Annotated in this window: 12 protein-coding genes; 11 read left to right on the top strand and 1 reads right to left on the bottom strand. The window is 71.8% G+C overall.

Annotated features, from left to right (window positions below; all coding sequences use genetic code 11):
- Positions 1 to 94 precede the first annotated feature (94 nt).
- From ACSP97_RS07500 to rpsD, 5 genes are all read left to right on the top strand, one after another.
- Positions 95 to 802, top strand: a complete 708-nt coding sequence (locus ACSP97_RS07500; protein ID WP_355149972.1) for an MBL fold metallo-hydrolase — start codon at positions 95 to 97, stop codon at positions 800 to 802.
- A 13-nt stretch (positions 803 to 815) separates the two neighbouring features.
- Entirely contained in the window at positions 816 to 2078 is a 1263-nt protein-coding gene (gene hisS / locus ACSP97_RS07495; protein WP_355525453.1) for a histidine--tRNA ligase, read from the top strand.
- A 533-nt stretch (positions 2079 to 2611) separates the two neighbouring features.
- On the top strand, positions 2612 to 3268 hold the full coding sequence (locus tag ACSP97_RS07490; protein ID WP_355149976.1) for a vitamin K epoxide reductase family protein: 657 nt from the start codon (positions 2612 to 2614) through the stop codon (positions 3266 to 3268).
- Between the two features lie 82 nt (positions 3269 to 3350).
- Complete coding sequence (locus tag ACSP97_RS07485; protein WP_355149978.1) at positions 3351 to 4706, top strand: replication-associated recombination protein A; 1356 nt, start codon at positions 3351 to 3353, stop codon at positions 4704 to 4706.
- Positions 4707 to 5008: 302 nt separating this feature from the next.
- Positions 5009 to 5623, top strand: a complete 615-nt coding sequence (gene rpsD, locus ACSP97_RS07480) for a 30S ribosomal protein S4 (RefSeq protein ID WP_070030068.1) — start codon at positions 5009 to 5011, stop codon at positions 5621 to 5623.
- A 99-nt stretch (positions 5624 to 5722) separates the two neighbouring features.
- On the opposite strand, the gene ACSP97_RS07475 is transcribed toward rpsD, so the two are convergent.
- Complete coding sequence (locus ACSP97_RS07475; RefSeq protein WP_440556857.1) at positions 5723 to 7888, bottom strand: ATP-binding protein; 2166 nt, start codon at positions 7886 to 7888, stop codon at positions 5723 to 5725.
- Between the two features lie 161 nt (positions 7889 to 8049).
- On the opposite strand from ACSP97_RS07475, the gene ACSP97_RS07470 reads away from it, so the two are divergent.
- The 6 genes from ACSP97_RS07470 to ACSP97_RS07445 all read left to right on the top strand — a co-directional run bounded on the left by ACSP97_RS07470 (position 8050) and on the right by ACSP97_RS07445 (position 14647).
- Positions 8050 to 8493, top strand: a complete 444-nt coding sequence (locus tag ACSP97_RS07470) for a DUF948 domain-containing protein (RefSeq protein WP_146469082.1) — start codon at positions 8050 to 8052, stop codon at positions 8491 to 8493.
- 7 nt (positions 8494 to 8500) lie between these two features.
- Positions 8501 to 8848, top strand: coding sequence for a hypothetical protein (locus tag ACSP97_RS07465; protein WP_355149983.1), 348 nt, complete (start codon positions 8501 to 8503; stop codon positions 8846 to 8848).
- Positions 8848 to 11520 (top strand): alanine--tRNA ligase, encoded by a 2673-nt coding sequence (gene alaS / locus ACSP97_RS07460; RefSeq protein ID WP_355149985.1) that lies wholly within the window; start codon positions 8848 to 8850, stop codon positions 11518 to 11520. The genes ACSP97_RS07465 and alaS overlap by 1 nt, the downstream gene beginning before the upstream one ends.
- Before the next feature lie 25 nt (positions 11521 to 11545).
- Positions 11546 to 12010 (top strand): Holliday junction resolvase RuvX, encoded by a 465-nt coding sequence (gene ruvX / locus ACSP97_RS07455; protein WP_355525459.1) that lies wholly within the window; start codon positions 11546 to 11548, stop codon positions 12008 to 12010.
- 122 nt (positions 12011 to 12132) lie between these two features.
- Positions 12133 to 13827 carry an endolytic transglycosylase MltG gene (gene mltG / locus ACSP97_RS07450; RefSeq protein ID WP_355328637.1) on the top strand — a complete coding sequence of 565 codons (1695 nt, stop codon included), beginning with the start codon at positions 12133 to 12135 and terminating at the stop codon, positions 13825 to 13827.
- Positions 13808 to 14647 carry a shikimate dehydrogenase gene (locus tag ACSP97_RS07445; RefSeq protein WP_355149991.1) on the top strand — a complete coding sequence of 280 codons (840 nt, stop codon included), beginning with the start codon at positions 13808 to 13810 and terminating at the stop codon, positions 14645 to 14647. Before mltG ends, ACSP97_RS07445 begins: the two co-directional genes overlap by 20 nt.
- The last annotated feature ends 36 nt before the right edge of the window (positions 14648 to 14683 follow it).

The raw sequence follows: 14683 nt of genomic DNA, 5'->3' as shown, positions 1-14683 counted from the left end.
ATGGGTTCGCTGAGGAAACGGCAGCGCCGGTAGGCTCTGAGTGCGGCCGAAGCCGCCCAGTCGCCGACTGTCACCGACACAACGAAGGACGATCGTGCTCATTGCCGGGTTCCCCGCCGGGGCCTGGGGGACGAACTGCTACCTCGTCGCCCCCGCCGCCGGTGAGGAGTGCGTGATCATCGACCCGGGCCACCAGGCCGCCGAAGGAGTCGAGGACGCACTGAAGAAGCATCGGCTCAAGCCCGTCGCCGTCGTCCTCACCCATGGCCACATCGACCATGTGGCCTCGGTCGTCCCGGTGTGCGGCGCCCATGACGTCCCCGCCTGGATCCACCCCTCGGACCGGTACATGATGAGCGACCCCGAGAAGGCGCTCGGCCGCTCCATCGGGATGCCGCTGATGGGGGAGCTGACCGTGGGCGAGCCGGACGACGTCAGGGAGCTGGCCGACGGCGCGAAACTGGAGCTGGCCGGGCTGGAGTTCTCCGTCGCGCACGCGCCGGGCCATACCAAGGGGTCGGTGACCTTCCGGATGCCCGAGAGCGCCGACGTGCCGTCGGTGTTCTTCTCCGGGGATCTGCTGTTCGCCGGCTCCATCGGACGCACCGACCTGCCGGGCGGGTCCATGACGGACATGCTGGAGTCGCTGGGGCGTGTGTGCCTGCCGCTCGACGACTCCACCGTGGTCCTGTCCGGCCACGGCCCCCAGACGACCATCGGCCGCGAGCGCGCCACCAACCCCTATCTGCGGGACGTGGCCGCCGGCCAGGGAGCCTCCCCGGCTCCCCGACGAGGAATGTGACGAGAGAGCTTCCGTGAGCGCGTTCAAGGCCCCCAAGGGCACCTACGACCTGATCCCCCCGGACTCGGCCACGTACCTGGCGGTCCGCGAGGCGATCGCCGCCCCGCTGCGCAACTCCGGCTACGGCTACGTCGAGACCCCCGGTTTCGAGAATGTCGAGCTGTTCGCGCGCGGCGTCGGCGAGTCCACCGACATCGTGACCAAGGAGATGTACGCCTTCGAGACCAAGGGCGGCGACCGGCTCGCCCTGCGCCCCGAGGGCACGGCCTCCGTGCTGCGCGCGGCCCTGGAGGCCAACCTGCACAAGTCGGGCAACCTGCCCGTGAAGCTCTGGTATTCGGGCTCGTACTACCGCTACGAGCGCCCGCAGAAGGGTCGTTACCGCCACTTCTCCCAGGTCGGTGCCGAGGCGATCGGCGCGGAGGACCCGGCGCTCGACGCCGAGCTGATCATCCTGGCCGACCAGGCGTACCGCTCGCTGGGGCTGCGCGACTTCCGCATCCTGCTCAACAGCCTGGGCGACAAGGAGTGCCGGCCGGTGTACCGGGCCGCGCTCCAGGACTTCCTGCGCGGCCTGGACCTGGACGAGGACACGCGCCGGCGTGCCGAGATCAACCCGCTGCGCGTCCTGGACGACAAGCGCGAGTCGGTCCAGGCGCAGCTGACCGGCGCCCCGCTGCTGCGCGACTACCTGTGCGACGCCTGCAAGGCGTACCACGAGGAGGTGCGCGACCTGATCACGGCGGCGGGCGTGGCCTTCGAGGACGACCCGAAGCTGGTGCGCGGACTGGACTACTACACCCGCACCACCTTCGAGTTCGTGCACGACGGCCTCGGCTCGCAGTCCGCGGTGGGCGGTGGCGGCCGGTACGACGGTCTGTCCGAGATGATCGGCGGCCCCGCGCTGCCCTCGGTCGGCTGGGCCCTCGGCGTGGACCGCACGGTCCTCGCGCTGGAGGCGGAGGGCATCCGGCTGGACCTGCCCGCCACCACCTCCGTCTACGCCGTCCCGCTCGGCGAGGAGGCCCGCCGCGTCCTGTTCGCCAAGATCACCGAGCTGCGCAAGGTCGGCATCGCGGCGGACTTCTCGTACGGCGGCAAGGGCCTCAAGGGCGCGATGAAGAACGCGAACCGCTCCGGCGCGCGGTACGCGCTGGTCGCCGGTGAGCGCGACCTCGCCGAGGGTGTCGTCCAGCTCAAGGACATGGAGTCCGGCGAGCAGACCGCGATCGGCGTCAACGAGATCGTGGCCGAGCTGGAGTCCCGGCTCGGCTAGTCGGTGCGGCGGAGAAGGGCGCCGGGGACTCCCCGGCGCCCTTCTCGCCGCTCCGGGCCCGCGCCGGCCGGCCCGCTCGCCGAAGCGCGCCGCCGGTGATCGGAACCGGCCAGATGCGTCAACCCGGCGGGTGCCGATTCGTCCTGTCAGGCGTTTCCGGTACGGGCTCTTCGTGTGCGGTTGCCCGTCGCCGGGCCCGCGCCGAGGGCCGCGGCCCCGCTGCCGCCGGGGGCCGTGGCCCGCGGGACCCGCGCCGCGGTCCGGCCGCCCGTGCCATCGGGTCCGAGCAGGCCGGACGCGCGCCGCGCCGGATATCGGGGGCGGGGCCGCCCACCGCAGTCCCGTCCCCGCACGTCCGGCGCGGACTCGCCCGACCTGTGCCGGGCCGGCCCCGGACCCGCGGCCAGAACCGTACGGTCCGTGATCGCCGGGCGGAGCCGCTTGTCCCCGTCGACCGGTCGGCACACAGCGGGGTGCGGCACAATGGCCGGTGCCCGAAGATGGTCCAACTCTCAAGTGACGGAATCGGCGTGATGAGCAAGACGACAGTCAACGACGTCTCCGCGGTGTCCGGTCCCGACCGCCCCGCCGACGCGCCCCGCACGGTGGGCGGCAGCCGGGCCTTCGCCCTGCTGCTGGTGATCACCGGCGCGGCCGGGCTGCTGGCCGCCTGGGTGATCACGCTCGACAAGTTCAAGATCCTCGAAGCCAAGGTCGCGGGCAAGACGTTCACCCCCGGGTGCAGCGTCAACCCGGTGGTCTCCTGCGGCAGCGTGATGGAGAGCAAGCAGGCCGCCGTCTTCGGCTTCCCGAACCCGATGCTGGGCCTCGTCTGCTACGGCATCGTGATCTGCGTCGGCATGAGCCTGCTGACCCGGGCCCGCTTCCCGCGCTGGTACTGGCTCACGTTCAACTTCGGCACCCTCTTCGGCGTCTGCTTCGTCACCTGGCTCCAGTTCGAGTCCCTGTACCGGATCAACGCCCTGTGCCTGTGGTGCTCCCTGGCCTGGGTCGCCACGATCACCATGTTCTGGTACGTCACCTCGTCCAACGTCCGCAACGGGTTCCTGCCCGCCCCGCGCTGGCTGCGCTCCTTCCTCGGCGAGTTCACCTGGGTGCTGCCGGTCACCCACTGCGGCATCATCGCCATGCTGATCCTCACCCGCTGGGGCAGCCAGCTCTGGGCCTGAGCCCCCGTACCCCGCCCGCCTGCCGTCCGCCCCCGGACCGGGGCCGGGCGGCATTGTCGGTGGCGTGTCTTAGGGTTTCAGGGTGGAACCCGACCTCTTCACCGCCGCAGCAGAAGAACGCCAGGAGAAGGATCCGTCGGCCAGTCCCCTGGCGGTGCGCATGCGCCCGCGCACGCTCGACGAGGTCGTGGGCCAGCAGCACCTGCTCAAGCCCGGCTCGCCCCTGCGCCGCCTGGTCGGCGAGGGCTCCGGCGGCCCCGCCGGAGTCTCCTCGGTGATCCTGTGGGGCCCGCCCGGCACCGGCAAGACCACCCTCGCCTACGTCGTCTCCAAGGCCACCAACAAGCGCTTCGTGGAACTGTCCGCGATCACCGCGGGCGTCAAGGAGGTGCGCGCGGTCATCGACGGCGCCCGCCGCGCCGCCGGCGGCTTCGGCACCGAGACCGTCCTGTTCCTGGACGAGATCCACCGCTTCAGCAAGGCCCAGCAGGACTCCCTGCTGCCCGCGGTCGAGAACCGCTGGGTGACCCTGATCGCGGCCACCACCGAGAACCCCTACTTCTCGGTGATCTCCCCGCTGCTGTCCCGCTCGCTGCTGCTCACCCTCGAACCCCTCACCGACGACGACATCCGCGGCCTGCTGCGCCGCGCCCTCGCCGACGAACGCGGCCTCAAGGACGCGGTCGCCCTCCCCGAGGACACCGAGGAACACCTGCTGCGCATCGCCGGGGGCGACGCCCGCCGCGCCCTGACCGCCCTGGAGGCCGCCGCCGGCGCCGCCCTCGACCAGGGCGAGGACGAGATCTCGCTCGCGACCCTGGAGCAGACCGTCGACCGGGCGGCGGTGAAGTACGACCGCGACGGCGACCAGCACTACGACGTCGCCAGCGCCCTGATCAAGTCCATCCGCGGCTCCGACGTCGACGCCGCCCTGCACTACCTGGCCCGCATGATCGAGGCCGGCGAGGACCCCCGCTTCATCGCCCGCCGGCTGATGATCTCCGCCAGCGAGGACATCGGCCTGGCCGATCCCAACGCGCTGCCCATCGCGGTCGCCGCCGCCCAGGCCGTCGCCATGATCGGCTTCCCCGAGGCGGCCCTGACCCTCAGCCACGCCACCATCGCGCTCGCGCTCGCCCCCAAGTCCAACTCCGCGACCACCGCGATAGGCGCCGCCCTGGAGGACGTGCGCAAGGGCCTGGCGGGAGCGGTGCCGCCGCATCTGCGCGACGGCCACTACAAGGGCGCCGCCAAGCTGGGCCACGCCCAGGGGTACGTGTACCCGCACGACCTGCCCGAGGGCATCGCCCGCCAGCAGTACGCGCCGGACGCCCTGAAGGACCGCGAGTACTACACACCGGGCAGGCACGGCGCCGAGGCGCGGTACGCGGACGCGGTCGAATGGACCCGCAAGCACCTCGGTCGCAGGCGGGGCTGAGCAGCCTGTAGACTGCTGCGAAGCGCCTAGTCCCGTGCCGTCAGAGCGGGACAGCAGGCCGGAGCCCCGTCCCTCGCGGACGGACTCCAGGAGCGTCGCGCACCGTCGATCGGTGTCGCGGGCCGCCCACCACCACCCGGAGCCCGGGACGGTCGGTGGGCCACTCGCGTGCTGCACGTATGTGCCCAGACCAGGGAAGCGGCTGCCCGGCAGGTCCCTCGTGGACCGGCGGGTTTTCCCGGCTGCGGATGCGACCTCCCGAAACCCTGGCAAGCCGAACACTACGAAACGAGATAGAGACAGTGGCGAACCAGTCCCGCCCCAAGGTCAAGAAGTCGCGTGCCCTCGGCATCGCGCTGACCCCGAAGGCCGTCAAGTACTTCGAGGCCCGCCCCTACCCGCCGGGTGAGCACGGCCGCGGCCGCAAGCAGAACTCGGACTACAAGGTCCGTCTGCTGGAGAAGCAGCGCCTGCGCGCTCAGTACGACATCTCCGAGCGCCAGCTGGTGCGCGCCTACGAGCGTGCCTCCAAGGTGCAGGGCAAGACCGGTGAGGCCCTGATCGTGGAGCTGGAGCGCCGCCTCGACGCGCTGGTCCTGCGCTCGGGTCTCGCCCGCACGATCTACCAGGCCCGCCAGATGGTCGTCCACGGCCACATCCAGGTCAACGGCCAGAAGGTCGACAAGCCGTCCTTCCGCGTCCGTCCGGACGACGTCGTGCAGGTCCGCGACCGTTCCAAGGACAAGACGCTGTTCCAGATCGCCCGTGAGGGTGGCTTCGCCGCGGACGGCGAGACCCCGCGCTACCTCCAGGTGAACCTCAAGGCCCTGGCGTTCCGCCTGGACCGCGAGCCGAACCGCAAGGAGATCCCGGTGATCTGCGACGAGCAGCTCGTCGTCGAGTACTACGCCCGCTGATCCCGGCGCGCGCGCAGCACCACACCCGAACCCGCCGTCTCCCCGCCCCTTTGGGCGGGCGAGCCGGCGGGTCTCGCGTTTTCCGGGCCCCTCGCCCGCCTACCGGCCGCCCTCCCGGCGCCTCGCGCCGACCGCGCTCCGCTCCGGCGCGCGGCCCGCGTCCGCCGCCGCACCGCCCCGCCCGCCCGTGCCGCGCGGCGACGGCAGCGCGGCCGACGGCGCCGCGCCGCGGTCGCCGAGGGCCCGGGCCACGGCCGTCGCGCGGTCCAGGCGGGCCCCGCGGCGCACGCACTCCTCGTAACGGCTGTCGCCCAGCGCCCGGCGGGCGGCCTTCTCGCACCGGGCGTGCGGGGCGTTGTAGTGGTCCGAGCCGAAGAGCGGCAGGCCCACCGAGGGCCAGAGCCCGCCGGCCGCGCCCTGGAGCAGCGCGGCCTCGGCGGCGTCGCCCTCCGTCGCCGTCACCAGCGCGAGGAGCTCGATGGCGAGGACCGTGCCGAGCAGGTCGTCGAAGGCATGGGCGTTGCGCAGGCACTCGGCCAGCAGCTCCCGGGCACGCCGCGGGGCGCCGCCCTGGCAGGCCGCGTACGCCAGCACGTACAGGGCGTACGACCGCGCCCAGCGCTCCCCGTGCTCCTCGCAGACCCGGCGCACCTCCTCGCACAGCCGCACCGCGCCCGGCAGATCGCCCTGGAAGGCGCGTGCCATCGCCAGTTCGACCCGGCCCATGAGGACGTTGCTGTTGAGTTCGCCGATCTCGCGGTAGCGGGAGAGCGCCGACCGCAGCAGCGTTTCTGCACGCGGCAGATCGCCCGTGACCAGCGCCAGACAGCCGGTGCGGTGCTCCGCGTACGCCACCGCCGCGGCATCGCCCGCCCGCTCCGCCCGCTCCCGGCAGGCGCTCAGCGCCTCCAGCGCCGCGGCCGCGTCGCCCTGGAGCACCGCCACATAGCCGAGCACCCACAGCGCCTTCAGCCGCGACCGCTCGTAGCCCGACTCCAGCGCCACGCTCCGCTCCAGCCAGCGCCGCCCCTCCGCCAGCCGCCCGCAGCCCACCCAGCAGAACCAGAGCGACCCCGCCAGGCACTGGCCCAGATGCGCCTGCGACGGCTCGGTCAGGCAGAACTCCAGCGCGGCGCGCAGATTGGGCAGCTCCACCGCGACCCGCGCGGCCACCTCACCCTGCCGGGGCGAGAACCACTCCAGCTCGCACCAGGCGGCCAGGCCCAGGTACCAGTCCCGGTGCCGCCGCCGCAGCCGGGCCGCGTCCCCGGCCGCCTCCAGCCAGTCGGCGCCGTAGGCCCGCACGGTGTCCAGCATCCGGTAGCGCGGGCCCGCCGGACCGTCCTCGCGGGCGATCACCGACTGGGCCAGCAGCTCCGACAGCACGTCCAGCACGTCGGCGGCGGCCAGCCCGTCCCCGCTGCACACGTACTCGACCGCCTCCAGGTCGAAGGTCCCCGCGAACACCGAGAGCCGGGCCCACAGCAGCCGCTCGGCGGGCGTGCACAGCTCGTGGCTCCAGCCGATCGCCGTGCGCAGCGCCTGGTGCCGGGGCAGCGCGTCCCGGCCGCCGCCGGTCAGCAGCCGGAACCGGTCGCCGAGGCGCTCCAGCAGCTGCGCGGGGGACAGCGCCCGCAGCCAGCCGGCCGCCAGCTCCAGCGCCAGCGGGATGCCCTCCAGCCGCCGGCACAGCTCCCGCACCTCGGGGCCGTCGGCCACCGTGAGCCCCTGCTCCCGGGCCCGCCGGGTGAACAGCTCCACCGCCTCGTCCGCACCGAGCGGCGCCAGCGGGAACAGCCGCTCGCCCGCCAGCCCCAGCGGACGCCGGCCCACCGCGAGCACCCGCAGCCCGGGCAGGCTGCGCAGCAGCTCCGCCACCAGCTCGGCCGTGGCCCCGGCCAGGTGCTCGAACCCGTCGAGGACCAGCAGCGGCGGCAGCGCGGCCGCGTGCTCCAGCAGCGCCTCGCGGGGCGACCTGGTGGTGTGGTCGGTCAGTCCCAGCGCCTCCGCCACCGCGTACTCCACGAACTGCGCGTCGCGCACCGGCGCCAGCTCCACCCACCCGTGCGCGCCCTCGTGGCCCGCCACGAGGGCGGCGGCCAGCCGGGACTTGCCCACCCCGCCGGTACCGGTCACCGTCACCAGCCGGGCCGAGCACAGCGCCGCGGCCAGGGAGTCCAGCTCCGCAGCCCGTCCGACGAATCCGGTCAGTTCGAGGGGTGGCTCGCCGTCGGCGAAAGGTTCTGGGCAGTGAGGACCTCGCATGGGACACGGAGCGTACTGAACCGTGTTCGTTCCGTACAATCGCTTCCCGTAACTCCACCGTTCCCACCGGTAATCCGGTACGGAGCCGCGGCCCCGGCGCGATAGGCTCGGGACACGACTTTTCCGATGCTCAGGCACGTTTCAGGGAGCGGGTGCGCACAGTGTCCGGTGGCGAGGTGGCCGGGATCCTGGTGGCCGTCTTCTGGGCGATCCTGGTCTCCTTCCTCGCGGTGGCCCTCGCGAGGCTGGCCCAGACGCTCAAGGCGACCACCAAGCTCGTGGCGGACGTGACCGACCAGGCCGTCCCGCTGCTCGCGGACGCCTCCCAGGCGGTGCGCTCCGCGCAGACCCAGATCGACCGGGTCGACGCGATCGCCTCGGACGTCCAGGAGGTCACCTCGAACGCGTCCGCGCTGTCCACCACCGTCGCCTCCACCTTCGGCGGGCCGCTGGTCAAGGTCGCGGCCTTCGGCTACGGCGTCCGCAGGGCGCTCGGCGGCCGCAAGGAGGACGTGCCCGAGAAGTCGCCCCGGCGTACCGTGATCGTGGGCCGCACGGTCCCTGCCGCACGACGCAAGCGCAACCCCCGCGGGAAGAGGGACTGACCGAGCGATGTTCCGTCGTACGTTCTGGTTCACGACCGGCGTCGCCGCCGGCGTCTGGGCCACCACCAAGGTCAACCGCAAGATCCGGCAGCTGACCCCGGAGAGCCTGGCCGCCACCGCGGCCAACAAGGCCCTGGAGACCGGGCAGCGCCTGAAGGACCGCGCGGTCGGCTTCGCCACCGACGTCCGCGACAACATGGCCCAGCGGGAGGCGGAGCTCCAGGAGGCCCTCGGCATCGAGGAGAGCCCCGGACTCCCCGCGCCCCGGCGGTTCGCCGCCATCGAGAACAACCGCAGCAACCCGAAGTACATCGAAGCCCCGATGTACTCGTACAACCGGAATGAGGACCACTGATGGAGTCGGCCGAGATTCGCCGCCGCTGGCTGAGCTTCTTCGAGGAGCGCGGGCACACCGTCGTCCCTTCGGCGTCGCTCATCGCGGACGACCCGACTCTGCTCCTCGTCCCCGCCGGCATGGTGCCCTTCAAGCCCTACTTCCTGGGTGAGGTCAAGCCGCCGTTCGACCGCGCCACCAGCGTGCAGAAGTGCGTGCGCACGCCCGACATCGAAGAGGTCGGCAAGACCACGCGCCACGGCACGTTCTTCCAGATGTGCGGCAACTTCTCCTTCGGCGACTACTTCAAGGAAGGCGCCATCAAGTACGCCTGGGAGCTGCTCACCAGCTCCCTGGACAAGGGCGGTTACGGCCTCGACCCCGAGCGCCTGTGGATCACCGTCTACCAGGACGACGACGAGGCCGAGCAGATCTGGCACGAGGTCGTCGGCGTACCCAAGGAGCGCATCCAGCGCCTGGGCAAGAAGGACAACTTCTGGTCCATGGGCGTCCCCGGCCCCTGCGGCCCCTGCTCCGAGATCAACTACGACCGCGGCCCCGAGTTCGGCGTCGAGGGCGGCCCGGCCGTCAACGACGAGCGGTACGTGGAGATCTGGAACCTCGTCTTCATGCAGTACGAGCGGGGCGAGGGCACCGGCAAGGACGACTTCGAGATCCTCGGCGACCTGCCCAGCAAGAACATCGACACCGGCCTCGGCCTGGAGCGCCTCGCCATGATTCTGCAGGGCGTGCAGAACATGTACGAGATCGACACCTCCATGGCCGTCATCAACAAGGCCACCGAGCTGACCGGCGTCCGCTACGGCGACTCCCACGACTCGGACGTCTCCCTGCGCGTGGTCACCGACCACATGCGCACCTCCGTCATGCTCATCGGCGACGGCGTCACCCCGGGCAACGAGGGCCGCGGCTATGTGCTGCGCCGCATCATGCGCCGCGCCATCCGCAACATGCGGCTGCTGGGCGCCACCGGTCCGGTCGTCAAGGACCTGATCGACACCGTGATCGGCATGATGGGCCAGCAGTACCCGGAGCTGATCACCGATCGCGAGCGCATCGAGAAGGTCGCCGTCGCCGAGGAGAACGCCTTCCTGAAGACGCTGAAGGCCGGCACCAACATCCTGGACACCGCCGTCACCGAGACCAAGCAGTCCGGCGGCACCGTCCTCTCCGGCGAGAAGGCCTTCCTGCTCCACGACACCTGGGGCTTCCCGATCGACCTCACCCTGGAGATGGCCGCCGAGCAGGGGCTGTCCGTGGACGAGGACGGCTTCCGGCGGCTGATGAAGGAGCAGCGCGAGCGCGCCAAGGCCGACGCCCAGGCCAAGAAGACCGGCCACGCCGACCTCGGCGCCTACCGCGAGATCGCCGACAGCGCCGGCGCCACCGACTTCATCGGCTACTCCGACACCGAGGGCGAGTCCACCGTCGTCGGCCTCCTGGTCGACGGCGTCTCCTCGCCGGCCGCCACCGAGGGCGACGAGGTCGAGGTCGTCCTCGACCGCACCCCCTTCTACGCCGAGGGCGGCGGCCAGATCGGCGACACCGGCCGGATCAAGGTCGACTCCGGTGCCGTGATCGAGGTCCGCGACTGCCAGAAGCCGGTGCCGGGCGTCTACGTCCACAAGGGCGTCGTCCAGGTCGGCGAGGTCACCGTCGGCGCCAAGGCCCACGCCTCCATCGACGTGCGCCGCCGCAAGGCCATCGCCCGCGCCCACTCGGCCACCCACCTCACCCACCAGGCCCTGCGCGACGCCCTCGGCCCGACGGCCGCCCAGGCCGGTTCCGAGAACCAGCCCGGCCGCTTCCGCTTCGACTTCGGCTCGCCGTCCGCCGTGCCGACGGCCGTGATGACCGACGTCGAGCAGAAGATCAACGAGGTGCTGGCCCGCGACCTCGACGTGCACGCCGAGGTCATGGGCATCGACGAGGCCAAGAAGCAGGGCGCCATCGCCGAGTTCGGCGAGAAGTACGGCGAGCGGGTCCGTGTGGTGACCATCGGCGACTTCTCCAAGGAGCTGTGCGGCGGCACCCATGTGCACAACACCGCCCAGCTGGGCCTGGTCAAGCTGCTCGGCGAGTCCTCCATCGGCTCGGGTGTGCGCCGTATCGAGGCCCTGGTCGGCGTGGACGCCTACAACTTCCTCGCCCGGGAGCACACGGTCGTCAACCAGCTGACCGAACTGCTCAAGGGCCGCTCCGAGGAGCTGCCGGAGAAGGTCGCCGCCATGCTCGGCAAGCTGAAGGACGCCGAGAAGGAGATCGAGAAGTTCCGCGCCGAGAAGGTGCTCCAGGCCGCCGGCGGGCTCGCCGACTCGGCCAAGGACGTGCGGGGCGTCGCCCTGGTCACCGGTCGGGTGCCGGACGGCACCACGCCGGACGACCTGCGCAAGCTGGTCCTCGACGTGCGCGGCCGCATCCAGGGCGGCCGGGCCGCCGTGGTCGCCCTGTTCACGGTCAACAACGGCAAGCCGCTGACCGTGATCGCCACCAACGAGGCCGCCCGCGAGCGCGGTCTGAAGGCCGGCGACCTGGTGCGCACCGCCGCCAAGACCCTCGGCGGCGGCGGTGGCGGCAAGCCGGACGTCGCCCAGGGCGGCGGCCAGAACCCGGCCGCCGTGGGCGAGGCCGTCGAGGCCGTCGAGCGTCTCGTCGCCGAGACCGCCAAGTGATAGCCCAGTAAGGAAACGGTCGGAAATGCGCAGAGGACGTCGGCTTTCGATCGACGTCGGGGACGCCCGGATCGGGGTCGCCTCGTGCGACCCCGACGGGATCCTCGCCACCCCGGTGGAGACGGTCCCCGGCCGGGACATCCCCGCCGCCCACCGCCGGTTGCGTCAACTGGTGGCGGAGTATGAGCCGATCGAGGTTGTCGTCGGTCTGCCTCGCTCCCTCAAGGGGGGCGAGGGCCCGGCCGCCGTCAAGGTCCGCGCCTTCGCCCAGGAGCTGGCCCAGGGCATCAAGCCGGTGCCGGTGCGCCTGGTGGACGAGCGGATGACGACGGTGACGGCCAGTCAGGGACTGCGGGCGTCGGGCGTGAAGTCCAAGAAGGGCCGCGCCTTCATCGACCAGGCCGCCGCCGTGGTCATCCTCCAGCAGGCCCTGGAATCCGAACGGGTGTCAGGTAAAGCACCCGGTGAGGGCGTCGAAGTGGTCATCTGATCGCGATACGGTAACGTTCCGCGCGATGCGACGGTGTTCGAACAGCCGCCGCACAGCAAGAGGCGGAGCGGAAGCCGGTCCACTGGCCGCGTGACCGTCGGCCTCGCGGCTCTAGGGGATCGATGACTGAGTATGGCCGGGGCCCAGGCTCCGAACCGTGGCATCCGCAGGACCCGTTGTACGGGGACGGCGGATGGGAAGGGCAGCAGGCGTACGCCGGTCATCAGGCTGCCTACGGAGGCCGGTCGCAGCAGCAGTACCCGCAGCAGCCGCAGCACGGCGACTGGCAGCAGATGCCCCAGCCGGGCTACGACGGTCAGCAGTACCCGTACTACGCCGACCAGGGCCAGACCCCGTACGACCCCCAGTACCCCGACCAGCACCCGCAGCCCGGCCAGCACCCCCAGCCCGGCCACCAGGGCGGCTGGGACGCGACCGGCACCCACGGCCAGGTGCCCTACGCCGCCGACCCCGGCGACCCCTACGGGCAGCATCCGGTGGCCTACGGCGCCGAGCAGCCCGACTTCTACGCCGCCGAGGACGCGTACCCGCCGCCGGAGCCGCCCGGCCGCAGACGCCCCGAGGCCGAACCCGGGCCGGACCCCGCCGTGGACGACGAGGAGGAGCACGCCTTCTTCGCGGGCGGCGGCGATGACGACGAGGACGCCGAGCCGCACGAGCGGGCCGGCCGCGCCGAGCGGCGCGCCGGCAAGGGGCGGAAGCCCGTCAAGAGCAAGAAGCGCCGCACCGGCTGCGCCTGCATGGTCGTCGTCCTGGTCTTCGGCGGCGGCCTCGGCGGGGTCGGCTACTACGGCTACAAGTTCTACCAGAACCGTTTCGCTCCGGCCCCGGACTACGCGGGCGACGGCACCGGCGAGACGGTGACCGTGGAGATCCCCAAGGGCGCCGGCGGCTGGGACATCGGACGGCGCCTCAAGGAGGCCGGCGTCGTCAAGAGCGCCGAGGCCTTCGTGCACGCCCAGGGGACCACACCGGGCGGTGACTCGATCCAGGCCGGCGCCTATCTCCTGAAAAAGGAGATGTCCGCCGCCAGTGCCGTGCGGATGATGCTCGACCCGAAGAGCCAGAACAATGTGATGGTGCGGCCGGGCGAGCGGAATGCCGGTGTGTACCAGGACATCGACAAGAAACTCCAATTGGCCGCCGGCACGACCCAGAGGATCGCCGCGAAGGAGTACCGGACCTTCGGCCTGCCGTCCTGGGTCTCCAGCGACAGCAATATCAAGGACCCGCTGGAGGGCTTCCTCTTCCCGGGCAGCTACGCCGCCGCCAAGGGCATGAAACCCGACGCGGTCCTCAAGCAGATGGTGGCCCAGGCCAAGGAGAGGTACGCCGCCTACGGCCTGGACGCCAAGGCGAAGTCGCTGGGCCTGCACAACGCGTTCGAACTGGTCACGGTCGCGAGCCTGGTCCAGGCGGAGGGCAAGACCCACGACGACTTCCGCAAGATGGCGGAAGTGGTCTACAACCGCCTGAAGCCCACCAACACCGAGACGAACCAGCTGCTCCAGTTCGACTCGACGTACAACTACCTCAAGGGCACCAGCAACATCCACATTTCCGAGAAGGACATCAACAGCAACCAGAGCCCGTACAACACGTACACGCACAAGGGCCTGCCGCCCGGTCCCATCGGAAACCCCGGCGAGGACGCGCTCAAGGCGACGCTGAACCCGACTCACGACGGCTGGATCTATTTCGTGGCGACCGACGGTACGACCAATACCGAATTCGCCAAGACCTACGAAGAATTCAAGCAGCTCAAGGACAAGTTCAATGCCACCTCGGGCAACTGACGCCCGCCGGGCCGCCGTGCTCGGACAGCCCATCGCCCACTCGCTCTCCCCGGTGCTGCACCGGGCGGCCTACGCCGAGCTGGGGCTCACCGGCTGGTCGTACGACCGCTTCGAGGTCGACGAGGCCGCGCTGCCGGGCTTTCTCGAGAAGCTCGGACCCGAGTGGGCGGGGCTGTCCCTGACCATGCCGCTGAAGCGGGCGGTCATCCCGCTGCTCGACGAGATCAGCGAGACGGCCGCCTCGGTGGACGCCGTCAACACGGTCGTGTTCACCGAGGACGGCCGCACCCGCGGCGACAACACCGACATCCCGGGGATGGTGGCCGCGCTGCGCGAGCACGGCGTCGAGGAGGTGGACTCCGCCGCGATCCTCGGCGCGGGCGCCACCGCCTCCTCCGCGCTCGCCGCGCTGTCCCGGATCTGCACCGGCGAGGTCGTCGCCTATGTGCGCAGCGAGGCCCGGGCCGCCGAGATGCGCGAGTGGGGCCGCCGCCTCGACGTGGACGTGCGCACGGCGCACTGGTCGGAGGCGGCGCGGGCGCTGCGCGCCCCGCTGGTGATCGCCACCACCCCGGCCGGCACCACCGACGCCCTCGCCGCCGCCGTGCCCGAACGTCCCGCCACCCTCTTCGACGTGCTCTACGAGCCCTGGCCCACCGAGCTGGCGGCCCGCTGGTCCATGTACGGCGGCGCCGTGGTCGGCGGCCTCGACCTGCTGGTCCACCAGGCCGTCCTCCAGGTCGAGCAGATGACCGGCCGCGCCCCGGCCCCGCTGGAGGCCATGCGGCGGGCCGGGGAACGGGCGCTCGCCGCCCGCTGAGCGGGCCGGACCCGTCCGCCTGCTGGACCGGGAGCC

Origin of the sequence: Streptomyces sp. SCPE 10 (assembly GCF_051980735.1) — a bacterium.
Lineage (GTDB): Bacteria > Actinomycetota > Actinomycetes > Streptomycetales > Streptomycetaceae > Streptomyces > Streptomyces misionensis.
Note: the sequence above shows the minus strand (reverse complement) of the source record. Positions and strands in the feature narration are given on the sequence as shown.